This window comes from Pseudomonas sp. SED1, assembly GCF_034044025.1.
In the GTDB taxonomy this organism is placed as follows: domain Bacteria; phylum Pseudomonadota; class Gammaproteobacteria; order Pseudomonadales; family Pseudomonadaceae; genus Aquipseudomonas.
This window is the reverse complement of record NZ_JAXCIS010000062.1, coordinates 14556-28664: the sequence shown is the minus strand read 5'-3', so window position 1 is coordinate 28664 and position 14109 is coordinate 14556. Positions and strand designations below refer to the sequence as shown.

Sequence of the window (14109 nt, the reverse complement as noted above, 5' to 3'; positions counted from 1 at the left end):
TTTTGGTTACTTTTGGGCTCTTTTCAAAAGTGACCCGCTGTAAGAGCGGAACCCATATCAGCCGTTACCTAAATAACGGATATACACACAGTCAAAAACAGGCACAACCCATGCTCCAGTTGATCCTCGGCGGCGCCCGCTCCGGCAAAAGCCGCCTGGCTGAAAAACTCGCCACCGACAGCGGCCTAAGCGTCACCTACATAGCGACGAGCCAACCCCTGGACGGCGAAATGAACGCACGCATCGCCCACCACCGCGAGCGCCGCCCGGCCGAATGGGGCCTGATCGAGGAGCCCATCGAACTGGCCCGTGTCCTCAAGGAAAACGCCAGCCCGAACCATTGCCTGCTGGTCGATTGCCTGACCTTATGGCTCACCAACCTGCTGATGCTCGAAGACCCCGACCGTCTCAACGACGAGCGCGAGGCCCTGCTACAAACCCTGGCCACCCTCCCAGGAGAAATCATTTTTGTCAGCAACGAGACCGGACTGGGTGTCGTGCCGCTGGGCGAATTGACTCGCCGCTATGTCGATGAAGCCGGATGGCTGCATCAAGCCTTGGCCGAACGTTGTCAGCGCGTTGTCCTGACCGTCGCCGGCCTGCCCCTGACTTTAAAAGGTACTGCGTTATGACCGACACCTGGTGGCTCAACCCCTGCAAAGCAATCGACACCCAAGCCCACGAACAAGCCCTGGCCCGTCAGCAGCAACTGACCAAGCCAGCCGGCTCCCTCGGCCAACTGGAAGCCGTGGCAGTCCAACTGGCCGGCCTCCAGGGCCAGGTCAAACCCAGCGTCGACCACCTGTGGATCGCCATCTTCGCCGGCGACCACGGCGTAGTCGCCGAAGGTGTCTCTGCCTTCCCCCAGGAAGTCACCGGCCAGATGCTCCACAACTTCGTCAGCGGCGGCGCCGCCATCAGCGTGCTCGCGCGCCAACTGGACGCGAAACTGGAAGTGGTCGACCTCGGCACCATCACCCCAACCTTGAGCCTGCCCGGCGTACGCCACCTCAACATCGGCGCCGGCACCGCCAACTTCGTCAACGGCCCGGCCATGACCGAAGCCCAGGGCCGCCTGGCCCTGCAAGCCGGCCGCGACAGCGTGCATCGCGCCACCGCGAGTGGCGCGCAACTGTTTATCGGCGGCGAAATGGGCATCGGCAACACCACCGCCGCCAGCGCCCTGGCCTGTGCACTGTTGGACTGCCAGGTCAGCGACCTGACCGGCCCCGGTACCGGCCTGAACGCCCAGGGCGTCAGCCACAAAGTCGCCGTCATCCAACGCGCCCTGGCACTGCACGCAGGCGACCGTGACGACGCACTGAAAACCCTGTTCAACCTCGGCGGCTTTGAAATTGCCGCGCTGGTCGGCGCCTACCTGGCCTGCGCTCAAGAAGGTGTCGTGGTGCTGGTGGACGGTTTTATCTGCACGGTCGCGGCGCTGGTCGCCACGCGCCTGAGTCCCGGCTGCCGCGAATGGCTGCTGTTCGGCCATCGCGGTGCCGAGCCTGGCCATCGGCACGTGCTGCAAAGCCTTAATGCCGAGCCGCTGCTGGAACTCGGCCTGCGCCTGGGCGAAGGCAGCGGCGCCGCGCTGGCCGTGCCGTTGCTGCGCCTGGCCTGCGCGCTGCACGGGCAGATGGCAACCTTCGCCGAAGCGGCCGTGGCGGACCGTCCGGCATGACGTTGCACCTGGACCTGCTGCGCCATGGCGAAACCGAACTGGGCGGTGGCTTGCGCGGCAGCCTGGACGATGCCCTCACCGCCAAGGGCTGGGAGCAGATGCGTGCGGCGGTGGTGGAGCAGGGTCCTTGGGACAGACTGGTCAGCTCGCCGCTGCAACGTTGCGCACGGTTTGCTGATGAGCTGGGCGCGCGCCTGAACCTGCCGGTCACCCTGGAAAAAGATCTACAGGAGCTGCACTTCGGCGCCTGGGAAGGGCAGAGCGCCGCAGCCCTGATGGAAACCGATGCCGAAGCGCTGGGCCAATTCTGGGCTGACCCCTATAGTTTTACACCGCCGCAGGGAGAGCCGGTTTCGCAGTTCTCCGCGCGCGTACTGGGTGCTGTCGCTCGCTTGTATCAAGCTTATGACGGCCAGCGAGTGCTGCTGATCAGCCACGGTGGAGTCATGCGTTTGCTATTGGCCCAGGCGCGTGGTTTGCCTCGTGAGCAACTGCTGAATGTCGAAGTCGGCCACGGTGGTCTGTTCAGCCTGCGGATCGAGGCTGATGGCGTATTAAGGGAAGGAATCTGAGCATGTTGCCGTTCTGGATCGCCTTGCAGTTTCTCAGCAGCCTGCCGATTCGCTTGCCGGGTATGCCGCAGCCGCAGGAGTTGGGGCGGTCATTGCTGTTTTATCCGCTGGTGGGGCTGTTGTTCGGGCTGCTGCTTTGGGGCTTGAACGCCGTATTGATGGGCGCGCCATTGCTGCTGCACGCCGCGTTGTTGTTGACCGCGTGGGTGTTGCTCAGCGGCGGCCTGCACCTGGACGGTCTGGCCGACAGCGCTGACGCCTGGCTCGGTGGCTTCGGCGACCGCGAGCGCACCCTGACCATCATGAAAGACCCGCGCAGCGGGCCGATTGCGGTGGTCACTCTGGGCCTGGTGCTGCTGCTCAAGTTCACCGCGCTGGTGGCGTTGATCGAGCAGCACAACGGCGCGGCGCTGATCCTCGCACCGTTGATAGGCCGCGCTTCGATGTTGGCGCTGTTTCTCACCACGCGCTATGTGCGTGCCGGTGGGTTAGGGCAGGCCTTGGCGGACCATTTGCCACGCATCGTCGGCCAACAGGTGCTGATCCTCAGCGGTCTGGCGTGTATCCTGATCGGCGGTTTCAGCGGCGGGATTGCCGTGTTGCTGGCGGCCGTTTGCTTTATCGGCTTGCGCCAACTGATGGTCAATCGCCTCGGTGGCACCACCGGCGACACCGCAGGCGCGCTGTTGGAGTTGCTGGAAGTGGCTGTGTTGGTCGGTCTGGCGCTGTAACAGTTTCTTGCATTTCATTAATCCCGGGTATATACACGCTCTATGCTTGCTTCCCAATGTTTATGCACCAACCTGCGTCGCGCCGCTCGTGGCGTCAGCAGGCATTACGACGGCGCTCTCGATGGCTTCGGGATCAACGTTGCCCAGTATTCTTTGCTGTGTAACTTGCAGCGCCTGGATCAACCGAGTATTTCCAGCCTGGCCGACGCCATGGGCCTGGATCGCAGCACGCTGGGGCGTAACCTGCGGGTGCTGGAGGGCGAGGGTTTGGTGCAAATGGTGGAGGGCGATGACCTGCGTAACCGACTGGTGTTGTTGACCGAGTCGGGCAATGAACGGCTTGCCGCGGCATTGCCGGCCTGGGAAGCGGCGCAGCAGAAATTGATTGATAAGTTGGGCGCCGAAAAGCGCGAAACCCTGTTGGCCTTGCTGGACGAACTCGCTTGACGCGAGTTTGTTCGATGACAAGCGGGTATATACCCGCGACCGGAGAATAAGAAATGACCTCGATGTGGCGCACCAGCGGCTGGATTCTCGTAGGGAGTGCGCTGATCCTCGCGTTGTCCTTGGGCGTGCGGCATGGCTTTGGCCTGTTCCTGGCGCCCATGAGTGCCGAGTTCGGCTGGGGCCGTGAAACCTTTGCCTTTGCCATCGCCTTGCAAAACCTGATCTGGGGCCTCGCACAGCCGTTTACCGGCGCTTTGGCCGACCGCTTCGGTGCTGCCAAGGTGGTGATGATCGGTGGTGTGCTGTATGCCCTGGGCCTGGTGTTCATGGGCTTGTCGGATTCAGCGTGGTCGCTGTCCCTGAGTGCCGGGTTGCTGATCGGCATTGGCCTGTCGGGCACCTCGTTCTCGGTGATCCTTGGCGTGGTAGGGCGCGCCGTGGCGCCGGAAAAACGCAGCATGGCCATGGGCATCGCCAGCGCCGCCGGTTCGTTCGGCCAGTTCGCCATGTTGCCAGGCACTCTGGGTTTGATCGGCTGGCTCGGCTGGTCCGCCGCGTTGCTGGTGCTGGGTGTGATGGTGGCGCTGATCGTGCCGTTGGTGACCATGCTCAAGGACCGGCCGCTGCCAACAGTAGCGGGTCAACAGACCCTGCGTGAGGCCTTGAGCGAAGCCTGCTCCCATTCAGGATTCTGGCTGTTGGCGTTCGGTTTTTTTGTCTGCGGTTTCCAGGTGGTGTTTATCGGCGTGCACTTGCCGTCGTATTTGGTGGACCAGCACTTGCCGGCTTCTGTGGGTACCACGGTACTGGCATTGATTGGCCTGTTTAATATCTTCGGCACGTATACGGCGGGATGGCTCGGCGGGCGTATGTCCAAGCCGCGCTTGTTGACCGGTTTGTACCTGCTGCGGGCGGTGGTGATCGTGATCTTCCTGTGGGCACCGGTGACGCAAACCAGCGCCTACCTGTTTGGCATGGCCATGGGCTTCTTGTGGCTGTCCACGGTGCCGCTGACCAACGGCACGGTCGCGACCTTGTTTGGTGTCAGAAACCTTTCCATGCTCGGTGGGATCGTGTTCCTGTTCCACCAACTGGGGTCGTTCCTCGGCGGGTGGTTGGGCGGGGTGGTCTATGATCGAACCGGCAGTTACGATTTGATCTGGCAGGTGGCAATCGTCCTGAGCCTGGTGGCAGCGGCCCTGAACTGGCCGGTGCGCGAGCGCCCGGTAGCACGTTTGCAGGCGCAAATGGGGGTGGCATGAATTCGACCTGGCATTGGCTCGGCGCCGCAGGGGCTGCAATCTTGCTGCTCCTGGCGTGGTGGGGCTGGCAACAGGGTGGCCTGGCATTGATGCAGTTGGGCATGGCGATCTGTTAAGTTCTGTGTCTGAGACTTTTCAAGGACACCTGATATGCAGATGCGCTGGCTTGCAGTACCCGCTCTGATGGTGGCTTTTGGCGGTGTCGCCATGGCTGCCGATTGCCCGCCGTTGCTTGAAGGGCAGTTGCCCAAGCTGCGCGCCAAAGACTCCATCGACCTGTGCCAGCGCTTTGCCGGCAAGCCGCTGCTGATCGTCAATACCGCCAGCTTCTGCGGGTTCGCGCCGCAGTTCAAAGGGCTAGAAGCCTTGTACCATCGCTACAAGGGCCAGGGCCTGGAAGTGATCGGCGTGCCGTCCGATGACTTCAAGCAGGAAGCCAAGACCGGGGAGGAAACTGCCAAGGTTTGTTATGTGAACTACGGCGTGACCTTCACCATGACCGAGCCACAGAAGGTCAAGGGCACGGACGCGGTCCATCTGTTCAAGATCCTGGCGCAGCAGGCCAGCGCGCCGAAATGGAATTTCTACAAGTACGTAGTGGATCGCCAAGGCAAGGTGATCGCCAGCTTCTCCAGCCTGACCAAGCCGGATAGCCCGGATCTGATCAAGGCAGTGGAAGAGGCGCTGGCTTCAAAACCCTGATCGTCGCCCACTGAAAAGCCCCGCCTCTTTTGCAAGAGAGCGGGGCTTTTTTATGTCGCGCTACATCAGAACTTGTACGTCACACCCAGGCCGAAACCGTTGGCGCTGTTTTCGTACTTGGCGTTGTAGGACTGGCCCAGTGCGTTAGCGCGTGCAACTTTGACAGGTTCTTCCTTGAGGTAGGAGTAAGCCAGGTCGACGGTCATGTTCGGCATTACGTCGTAGCCCAGGCCGAGACTGAAGATCGTCCGATCACCGGTAGGGATGCGAGGCGAGCGATCAGTGTTGTTGGTCGGCGACTGGTCAAACGTCAGGCCGGTACGCAGTACCACCTGCTTGGTCACGCGGTACGAAGTACCCAGGGCGTAGGCCCAGGTATCGTGCCAGTTCTGGTCTTCCTTGATGGTGCCGACAATTTGCGGAGCCAGAGCGCCACTGCCTGCGGCGGCCGATACGCCTTCGTTATTGACGGTGATGTCTTTCAGGCGGCTCCAGCGAGTCCATGTTGCGCCCGCATAGAGTTTCCAGGCGTCGCTCAGGTCTTGAGTAACAGACAGATCCCAGGATTCAGGGGTGTCGATCTTCAACGAAGCGTCGTAACGACCGTTGTTCAAGAGACTGGCAGGAACGTTGGCCCCCTTGGTCACTTCGGTATGGCCTTCGAGCTTGTACTTCACTTTCGAGTGATAGGTCAGGCCCACTCGAGTGGTGTCAGTGGCTTGTACCAGCAGGCCGGCATTGAAGCCGAGTGCGGTGTCATCACCCTTGATCTTGATGTTGTTGGAACCGGTCCCCGCGATTGGCAGGTTGATATCGGACTCAAGCGTACCGGCGATACGGTTGATAGTCGGACCAAAACCAATCGATACCCGGTCGTTGAAGGCATAGCTGACGGTTGGCTGGAAGGTGATGACCTTCACTTCGCTCTTACTGCCGAATGCTTTGCCCTGGAAGCCGCTTTCGTAGTCAGTCACCAGGCCAAAGGGTGCATAGACGCCGAAACCGACAGCCCATTGCTCATTGAGTTTATTGGTGTAGAAACCGAAAGGAACGGCAGTGAACGGGACCATGTCGCCTTTGTTGCTACCGCTGGAGCGGCCACTGACATCTTTGATGTTGGTGGAGGCATCGATCGCAGCAACACCACCAGTCACTTGCTGGCCTTCAAGGCGAGCCATACCGGCAGGGTTACCATAAACGGTGCTTGCGTTTTCGGCAGATGAAGAACGTCCCGCAAAACCGGTACCCATCCCGGCAACGTCTTGTTCGTTGAGGGCAAAGCCGCTCGCGAACACGTGGGAGGATGCCATTGCAACGGCGAGGCTAAGTGTCGTCTTGAGCATTACTTTTTTCATTATTAGAACTCCGTGGTGATCACCGCTGCGGAAAGTAACAATAAATTTATGTTTGCGCTATAGGCTGAAACATAGGAGATAGAGCGGTTTTGTAGGACAATCCGACCAAAATCAACGTTTTTAGCCGAATCTTGCAAATCGCCCGGTCAACAGGCGACGTGATTCATGGTTGAAACACAGGTTTGCCAGGCCTGGGTGAAATCCCGAAGCCGACCCTGAGGGTGAAATATTTCTTTCCAGATACGCGCCATCGCCAATACATCGTCGGCTGGCGGCAGGGAAGGGCGGTGCTGTTCCACCAGCAGCCAGGCGATGGCGGTGGCGTAACGCAGGTTGACCGTCAGCTCAAGCTGCGGCCCGCTGAGGAAGGCATGCTGGCTGGCGAGGCCGCGAACCAGGCTGGCGCGCTCGGGGTCCAGCGCCAGGTAGTTATCCCACAACGCACGGTGGCGCGGTTCGGTGATGCTGTAGAGGCCATGGCCGCGGCGGTCGTGCAGGGCTGATCCGAGTGCCGACTGGCTGGCGGCGATGCCCAGCAGCAGGGATTCAGCAGTCGGGTTATCACGACCCAGGTAAAGCAGGGTGGGCCGGATCACATAACGACACAATTCGCTGGCGGCGATGCCCATAAAAGCCTCAATCCATGAAATTGGTCGGCGATACCTGAGAGGGGGCTTGGCAGCAGTGAATCGGATCTCAGGCTCGCCGGAAGCGGATCATGCCGCTTGAGTTGAAGTGTAGTGTCATATTTACGACGTAAAGGACTGTTTTTAAAATATTTTTATCATTTAGTTATATCGTTTATATCAATTTAAACTTAGCGCGCCTGAATTTCAGGCAATAAAAAACCCCGGGTTTTAACCGGGGTTTTTGTGTTTCAGCGATCCGGGTCGATCAGGCAACCAGTGCCTGACGAGTACGATCGATCACAGCCTGCAGCGGTTCTGCGCTGGAGTATTGATCGGGGTACAGGCGTTCGCTGTGACGAGCGATGCCGTGTTCGTTGACCAGGGTAAAGCTGAAGCAGCCTTTGCGAGCGGCCATGATCAGGCAGTTCATTGGTGCAAAAGCGTTGGTGAGGGTGCGAATGGCATCCTGAGTGTGGATTTGAGTGGACATATTATTGGTGTTCCTACAAATGACACGGTTAAGAACCGTGCAACGTTAAAACGTTCCAGTGACGTTGATCACTATTGATCGAACGAAGAACCCGACTGGAACAAAGCAGCCAGTTTGAAGCGCTATTAAGTTGGCGCGCTTGGGCTGGCAGGTAGGTACTTAGGAGGGCAGGCAACACAACAGGGGCAAAGGTTCTGGGCCCAGGGTGAAGATCCTGATCAATTTGCAGGTTGGTTCTTTCAGAGTATTGAGACTTCGCGACACCCTTTGCTTGTTCAAAGGCTGTGTCGTCGCAAGTGATACCTGGAAACCATCGAGGTGGTCGATCCCTTTTTGTCGGCGGTGCCGTGAGGGAGTTGTTCGACCAGAATTGACTTTCAGCTTGGTACTAACGCCGCGGATAGTAACGGATTGAAACGATGAAAGGAAGTGTGCTAGGTAAAAAACTTTTCTGGCTGTGGTGCGTCGGTAACATTCATCAGCCGCCGTCTGACAAAAAAACGCGGTTGATATAACCGCCAGATGAGTAGTTGTGCACATTGGTTGCGCCCTGTGTCACCGTCCTGACATAAACCCATCAGCGCCCCCGGGTGCCTGCAACTAAAATTTAAGTCAATGAAAAATAGAGCTTTTTTTTATTGGTGAAAAAATCGTCAGTTTGACTGCGGCCCCCATTCCATGGGCCTTTGCGGGAGTTACAGAACGGTTGTCCACTGAGTTATCCACAGCTTCTGTGGATTGTCCCAAGCGCTTGCTCTAGGACGGGCGTGCAGGGTTTTTTCAGCTTTACCTGTACGAAAAAAAGAGTAGAGTGGCGCGCCTTCCGTTCTGTCCCACAGTGCTTTATGAAGTTTCGCTCAGTATCACCTTCTGTTACCGACAGCCCTCAGGTTGTTACCGCACCCAAGCGCTTCTCCCTGAAAGTTGCCTTGTGGCTGCTCGACAGCCCGCGCCTGGGCCACAGCTCCAATGTCAAGCATTTCGCCGGGCATTTGCTCAAGCAACCGGCTCGCGCTGGCGTGGTGGTAGCGCAAAGCCGCCTGGGACAGTTGATGTGCCGCGAGTGCGGCAACGCCCGGGACCGCCGCATTGGCCACGACCTGCTGCGCCAGGCCGCCCGCGCCGGCGACCGCATCGCCCAGCGTGAACTGGGCCAGATCGAAGACTGAGCTGTCCTCAATGCGCAGGCTTGGTTAACCTTCTTCTTTTCGGGTGACGGCAGGAATTGCTATGGCTTTTGACTGGACCAGTGTTGCGCTGGGTCTCGCCGGTGCTGGATTGCCGCTGTTGGGGCTGTGCTGGCAGATTCAGCGAAAACTGACCGCGCGAATGGCCGGTTGGGAATTGCTCGAAGAGCGCCTGGCCACCGCACAAATGGCCCAGGAAGGGCTCGCCGCGCAGCTGGACGCCAGCCGCGACGAAATCAGCGACCTCAGCCAGGCCAATGCCGCCAAACAGGCCGACCTGGCCGCGGTGCGCCGCGAAGTCGAACTGCTGCAGATCGACCGCGACAATGCCCGCGACGCCGCCCACGCCTGGAACCTCGACCGTTCCGCCAAAGAAACCGAGCTTCGCCGCCTGGACGCCTTGTCTGCCTCCCTGCGTGCCGAACTGCGCGAGCAACAGGAAAGCCATCAGCAACGCCTCAGCGACCTGCAAGGCTCCCGCGACGAGCTGCGCGCGCAATTCGCTGAACTCGCCGGGAAGATCTTCGACGAGCGCGAACAACGCTTCGCCGAAACCAGCCAGCAGCGCCTCGGCCAATTGCTCGACCCGCTCAAGGAACGCATTCAGTCGTTCGAAAAGCGCGTCGAAGAAAGCTATCAGAGCGAAGCCCGCGAGCGGTTTTCCCTGGCCAAGGAACTCGAGCGCCTGCAACAGCTCAACCTGCGACTGTCCGATGAAGCCACCAACCTGACCCGCGCCCTTAAGGGTCAGAAAACCCAGGGCAACTGGGGTGAGTTGATCCTGGAGCGAGTGCTGGAACATGCAGGCCTGGAGAAGGGCCGTGAGTACCAGACCCAGGTCAACCTCAAGGGCCCGGACGGCGAGCGCTTCCAGCCCGACGTGTTGATCATGTTGCCGGGTGACAAGCAGGTAGTGGTGGACTCCAAGGTCAGCCTGACCGCCTATCAACAGTACGTTTCCGAGGATGACCAGGCGATCGGCCAGGTGGCCCTCAAGCAACACGTACTGTCGTTGCGCAATCACGTCAAAGGCCTGGCCGGCAAGGACTACAAACGTCTCGAAGGCCTGCACAGCCTGGATTTCGTGCTGCTGTTCGTGCCCATCGAAGCCGCATTTTCGGCTGCACTCCAAGCCGAGCCGAACCTGTTCCAGGAAGCCTTCGACCGCAATATCGTGATCGTCAGTCCGACCACACTGCTGGCCACCTTGCGGGTGATCGACAGCCTGTGGAAACAGGAACGGCAAAGCCAGAACGCCCGGGAAATCGCCGAGCGTGCCGGTTGGCTGTACGACAAGTTCGTGCTGTTTATCCAGGACCTGGACGAGGTGGGTAACCGCCTGCAGCAGTTGGACAAAGCCTACAGTGCAGCGCGCAACAAGCTGACAGACGGACGCGGCAACCTGGTGAGCCGCACCGAACAACTGAAGCTGCTCGGCGCCCGCGCCAGCAAAAGCCTGCCGGCCGACCTGCTGGAACGCGCGATGACCGATGAAGACGGCGTGGCGCAGTTGCCAGAATAGTCACCGGTCTCTGTGGGAGCTGGCTAAAGCGGCAGGTGCCGGCTTAACAAGGCCCGCAATGCCGCCGGCTTCACCGGCTTGGCCAGGTAATCCAACCCCGCCGCATGCACCTGGGCCACCATCTCCGGGCGCCCATCGGCACTGATCACCACACCCGGAATCGGCTCCGCCAGTTGTGCACGCAGCCAGCCCATCAATTCGGTGCCGGTTTCGCCGTTGTCCAGGTGGTAATCCACCAGGGCCAGTTGCGGGCGCACACCCTCGGCCAGCAGCGCGGCACATTGTGCCTGGTCACGCGCGGTCCAGACCTCGCAGCCCCAGCGCGTGAGCAGACTGCGCATGCCGATCAGGATGCTTTCTTCGTTATCCACACACAGCACCTGGGCGCCACTCAACGGCTGGCCGCTTTCCTGCGCTGGCTTGGCAGGCGCGCTGACCTGGCTGCGCGCCAACGGCACGCGCACACTGAACACGCTGCCTTTGCCCGGCCATGAGCGCACACTCAAGCGATGCCCCAGCACGCGGCACAAGCCGTCGGCAATCGCCAGGCCCAGACCGAGGCCTTTCTCGGCACGGGTCTGGTGACTGTCCAGGCGTTTGAATTCCTCAAAAATGACTTTTTGCTTGTCCTGGGGAATGCCGGGACCACGGTCCCACACCTCAAGGCACAGTTCGCCACGCCGGCGCCTGACACCCAGCAACACCGGCCCGTCGGCATACCGGAACGCGTTGGTCAGGAAATTTTGCAACACCCGCCGCAACAACTTGATGTCGCTGTCGACCCGCAAACGGCTGCCCCGCAGGCGGAAGCGCAAACCCTGTTCCTGGGCCAGCGCCTTGAACTCGGCGCCCAACGTATCGAACAGTTCATTGAGCACGAAGGGCTGGCGCTGCGGATTGATCTTGCCGTTTTCCAGGCGTGAAATATCCAGCAAGTCGCTGATCAGGTCTTCCGCCGAACGCAGTGAACTGTCCAGATGCTGCACCAGCTGCCGGGCGTCCGGCGACATGCCGTCGTTCTGGTGGGAGAGGGCGGCAGAGAACAGCCTTGCGGCGTTCAACGGCTGCATCAAGTCGTGACTGACCGCCGCGAGGAACCGGGTTTTCGACTGGCTGGCCGTCTCGGCGACACCCTTGGCATCGGTCAGGGCAACGTTGAGTTGCGACAGTTCGCGAGTACGCTCGGTCACCCGCTGCTCGAGGCCTTCGTTGGCCTCGGTCAACGCCTGCTCGGCTTCGCGGAACGCGGTGATGTCGGTGAAACTCATGACAAACCCGCCGCCCGGCATCGGGTTGCCGATCAGCTCGATCACCCGGCCATTGGGAAACAGCCGTTCGGAGGTATGCGCGCGGCCCTGGCGCATCCAGTGCAGGCGGCGCGCCACGTGCACTTCGGCCTCGCCCGGGCCGCACAGCCCGCGCTCGGCGTTGTAGCGAATGATGTCGGCAATCGGCCGGCCCACGCTGATCAGCCCCTCGGGGTAATTGAATAGCTCCAGGTACCGCCGGTTCCACGCCACCAGCCGCAACGACTGGTCCACCACGCTGATGCCCTGGGTGATGTTTTCGATGGCGCCTTGCAGCAGTGCCCGGTTGAACTGCAGTACTTCCGACGCTTCGTCGGCGATGCGTACTACGTCCTCCAGCTGCATTTCCCGGCCTTCAATGGCGGCTTTCACCACCGCCCGGGTCGACGAAGCGCCGAGCACACCGGCCAGCAGGCGCTCGGTGTGGGCGATCCAATCGTTGTCGGCGTTCTGGTTAGGGTTAAAGCCTTTGCCCTGGCGATAGGCGAAGCGCACAAAACTCTGGTGAGCCCTTTCTTCACCGACAAACCGCGCCGCGAGGCTGAGCAAATCATTGATCTGCACCGAAAGCATCGAGCGGGCGCTGGCCCGCTGGCTGGTTTCCTGGCCGATAAAACGCCCGGCCTGCCAATGCTCCGACACCCGCGTACGCGACAGCATCGAGACCCACACAAACAATGTGAAGTTACCCGCCAGGGAAAACACGGTGCCCAGCGTCAGGGACGTCACCGACAAGCCCAGCGGGTGCGAATGCAGCCACGTCATGCCTGGGAAAAGGCTGAACGACCAGCCGAGACTTTTCGCCGTGACCGGTAGGACCAAGGTGTAGAACCACAGGAATGTACCCGCCGCCAACCCGGCAAATACTCCGCGTCGGTTGGCCTGTTTCCAATACAGCGCACCGAGCATGGCCGGTGCCAGTTGCGTCACCGCCGCAAAGGCAATCTGGCCAATGGTTGCAAGGCTCGCAGAGGATCCCAGCAACCGATAACTGACGTAAGCCAGCAGCAGGATGATGACAATGCTCACCCGGCGCACCGACAGCATCCAGTGACGGAAGACTTCGAATGGCCGCTCGGCGCTGGAGCGTCGCAGCAGCCAGGGCAGCAGCATGTCGTTGGAGACCATGGTCGACAGCGCGATACTCGCGACGATCACCATGCCCGTCGCCGCCGAGGCTCCGCCGATAAACGCCAGTACCGCCAGGGCCGGATGGGCTTCGGCCAATGGCAGGCTGATCACGTAGGAATCCGGCAATACCGAACCTGGCAGCAGCATTTTCCCGCCGAGGGCAATCGGGATCACAAACAGGGCGGCCAGGATCAGATAGGCCGGGAATACCCACTTGGCCAGCCGCAGATCCTGCGGGTCGATGTTTTCCACCACGGTGACGTGAAACTGCCGGGGCAGGCAGATGATCGCCATCATCGCGACGCCGGTCTGCACCACCATCGAGGGCCAGTTGACGGTCTCTTTCCAGTATTCCTCCAGCCGCGGCGCAAGCATCGCCTGGCTGAACAAATCCTCGAACCCGTCGTACAGCCCGTAGGTCACAAACGCACCGACGGCGAGAAACGCGAACAGCTTGACCAGGGATTCAAAGGCAATCGCCAGCACCATGCCCCGGTGGTGTTCCGTGGCGTCCAGGTTGCGGGTACCAAACACAATGGTGAACAACGCCAGCACCAGCGACACAATCAGCGCCGTGTCCTGGGAACGGGTGCCCGTGGTGTCGGCGTTGGCCCCGATCAGCAGGTTCACCCCCAGCACAATGCCTTTGAGCTGCAAGGCGATATAAGGCAGGACGCCCACCAGACAGATCAGCGCCACCACCACTGCAAGGGATTGGGATTTGCCATAACGGGCGGCGATAAAGTCGGCGATGGAGGTGATGTTTTCCTGCTTGCTGATCAGCACCATCTTTTGCAGGACCCACGGCGCCAACACCAGCAGCAGCACCGGCCCCAAGTAGATCGGTAAAAACGCCCACAACTGTTCGGCCGCCTGGCCTACGGCACCAAAGAATGTCCAGCTGGTGCAATACACCGCCAGCGACAGGCTATACACCCAGGCACGCATCCGCGGCGGCAATGGCGCATGGCGACGGTCACCGTAAAAGGCGATGGCAAACATAATGGCCATATAGGCCAGGGCAACGGCGGCGATCAGCCCGCTGGACAGCGTCATGAGAACTCCAGACATAAGAACGCCCGGGCATTCC

Annotated in this window: 13 protein-coding genes; 9 read left to right on the top strand and 4 right to left on the bottom strand. The window is 60.4% G+C overall.

Translation table 11 applies throughout. The annotated features are described in order from the left end of the window. Nucleotides 1-110 precede the first annotated feature (110 nt). The 7 genes from cobU (at nt 111) to SNL23_RS09590 (ending at nt 5398) form a co-directional block, all read left to right on the top strand. Entirely contained in the window at nt 111-632 is a 522-nt protein-coding gene (cobU, locus tag SNL23_RS09620) for a bifunctional adenosylcobinamide kinase/adenosylcobinamide-phosphate guanylyltransferase (RefSeq protein ID WP_318302130.1), read from the top strand. Continuing rightward, nucleotides 629-1684, top strand: coding sequence for a nicotinate-nucleotide--dimethylbenzimidazole phosphoribosyltransferase (cobT, locus tag SNL23_RS09615; RefSeq protein WP_318302129.1), 1056 nt, complete (start codon nt 629-631; stop codon nt 1682-1684). Before cobU ends, cobT begins: the two co-directional genes overlap by 4 nt. Further along, nucleotides 1681-2256: an alpha-ribazole phosphatase family protein gene (gene cobC, locus SNL23_RS09610; protein ID WP_318302128.1), complete on the top strand. Its 576-nt coding sequence runs from the start codon at nt 1681-1683 to the stop codon at nt 2254-2256. Before cobT ends, cobC begins: the two co-directional genes overlap by 4 nt. Nucleotides 2257-2258: 2 nt before the next feature. Next, entirely contained in the window at nt 2259-2987 is a 729-nt protein-coding gene (locus SNL23_RS09605; protein WP_076014738.1) for an adenosylcobinamide-GDP ribazoletransferase, read from the top strand. A 42-nt stretch (nt 2988-3029) separates the two neighbouring features. Further along, nucleotides 3030-3434, top strand: coding sequence for a MarR family winged helix-turn-helix transcriptional regulator (locus SNL23_RS09600; protein WP_076014737.1), 405 nt, complete (start codon nt 3030-3032; stop codon nt 3432-3434). Nucleotides 3435-3496: 62 nt separating this feature from the next. Beyond that, nucleotides 3497-4696, top strand: coding sequence for an MFS transporter (locus tag SNL23_RS09595; protein WP_167663419.1), 1200 nt, complete (start codon nt 3497-3499; stop codon nt 4694-4696). 150 nt (nt 4697-4846) lie between these two features. Next, entirely contained in the window at nt 4847-5398 is a 552-nt protein-coding gene (locus SNL23_RS09590; RefSeq protein WP_318302127.1) for a glutathione peroxidase, read from the top strand. A 65-nt stretch (nt 5399-5463) separates the two neighbouring features. On the opposite strand, the gene SNL23_RS09585 is transcribed toward SNL23_RS09590, so the two are convergent. The 3 genes from SNL23_RS09585 to SNL23_RS09575 all read right to left on the bottom strand — a co-directional run bounded on the left by SNL23_RS09585 (nt 5464) and on the right by SNL23_RS09575 (nt 7872). Further along, nucleotides 5464-6753 (bottom strand): OmpP1/FadL family transporter, encoded by a 1290-nt coding sequence (locus SNL23_RS09585; protein ID WP_076014734.1) that lies wholly within the window; start codon nt 6751-6753, stop codon nt 5464-5466. A gap of 146 nt (nt 6754-6899) precedes the next feature. Next, nucleotides 6900-7382 carry a hypothetical protein gene (locus tag SNL23_RS09580; RefSeq protein WP_076014733.1) on the bottom strand — a complete coding sequence of 161 codons (483 nt, stop codon included), beginning with the start codon at nt 7380-7382 and terminating at the stop codon, nt 6900-6902. 265 nt (nt 7383-7647) lie between these two features. After that, nucleotides 7648-7872, bottom strand: coding sequence for a hypothetical protein (locus tag SNL23_RS09575; protein ID WP_003214941.1), 225 nt, complete (start codon nt 7870-7872; stop codon nt 7648-7650). Between the two features lie 845 nt (nt 7873-8717). Here SNL23_RS09575 and SNL23_RS09570 point away from each other — a divergent pair. Both SNL23_RS09570 and rmuC read left to right on the top strand, forming a co-directional pair. Beyond that, nucleotides 8718-9041: a hypothetical protein gene (locus tag SNL23_RS09570; protein ID WP_076014732.1), complete on the top strand. Its 324-nt coding sequence runs from the start codon at nt 8718-8720 to the stop codon at nt 9039-9041. A 175-nt stretch (nt 9042-9216) separates the two neighbouring features. Then, a complete protein-coding gene (rmuC, locus tag SNL23_RS09565; protein WP_167663418.1) occupies nt 9217-10581 on the top strand; it encodes a DNA recombination protein RmuC in 1365 nt (454 codons plus the stop codon). A gap of 23 nt (nt 10582-10604) precedes the next feature. Here the strand turns inward: rmuC and SNL23_RS09560 are convergent, their stop codons facing one another. After that, nucleotides 10605-14075 carry a hybrid sensor histidine kinase/response regulator gene (locus SNL23_RS09560; RefSeq protein WP_318302126.1) on the bottom strand — a complete coding sequence of 1157 codons (3471 nt, stop codon included), beginning with the start codon at nt 14073-14075 and terminating at the stop codon, nt 10605-10607. Nucleotides 14076-14109: the final 34 nt, after the last annotated feature.

Coding starts and splice junctions, on each gene's coding strand:
- cobU (WP_318302130.1), top strand. CDS start 111: ATGCTCCAGTTGATCCTCGGCGGCGCCCGCTCCGGCAAAAGCCGCCTG.
- cobT (WP_318302129.1), top strand. CDS start 629: ATGACCGACACCTGGTGGCTCAACCCCTGCAAAGCAATCGACACCCAA.
- cobC (WP_318302128.1), top strand. CDS start 1,681: ATGACGTTGCACCTGGACCTGCTGCGCCATGGCGAAACCGAACTGGGC.
- SNL23_RS09605 (WP_076014738.1), top strand. CDS start 2,259: ATGTTGCCGTTCTGGATCGCCTTGCAGTTTCTCAGCAGCCTGCCGATT.
- SNL23_RS09600 (WP_076014737.1), top strand. CDS start 3,030: ATGCTTGCTTCCCAATGTTTATGCACCAACCTGCGTCGCGCCGCTCGT.
- SNL23_RS09595 (WP_167663419.1), top strand. CDS start 3,497: ATGTGGCGCACCAGCGGCTGGATTCTCGTAGGGAGTGCGCTGATCCTC.
- SNL23_RS09590 (WP_318302127.1), top strand. CDS start 4,847: ATGCAGATGCGCTGGCTTGCAGTACCCGCTCTGATGGTGGCTTTTGGC.
- SNL23_RS09585 (WP_076014734.1), bottom strand. CDS start 6,753: ATGAAAAAAGTAATGCTCAAGACGACACTTAGCCTCGCCGTTGCAATG.
- SNL23_RS09580 (WP_076014733.1), bottom strand. CDS start 7,382: ATGGGCATCGCCGCCAGCGAATTGTGTCGTTATGTGATCCGGCCCACC.
- SNL23_RS09575 (WP_003214941.1), bottom strand. CDS start 7,872: ATGTCCACTCAAATCCACACTCAGGATGCCATTCGCACCCTCACCAAC.
- SNL23_RS09570 (WP_076014732.1), top strand. CDS start 8,718: ATGAAGTTTCGCTCAGTATCACCTTCTGTTACCGACAGCCCTCAGGTT.
- SNL23_RS09560 (WP_318302126.1), bottom strand. CDS start 14,075: ATGACGCTGTCCAGCGGGCTGATCGCCGCCGTTGCCCTGGCCTATATG.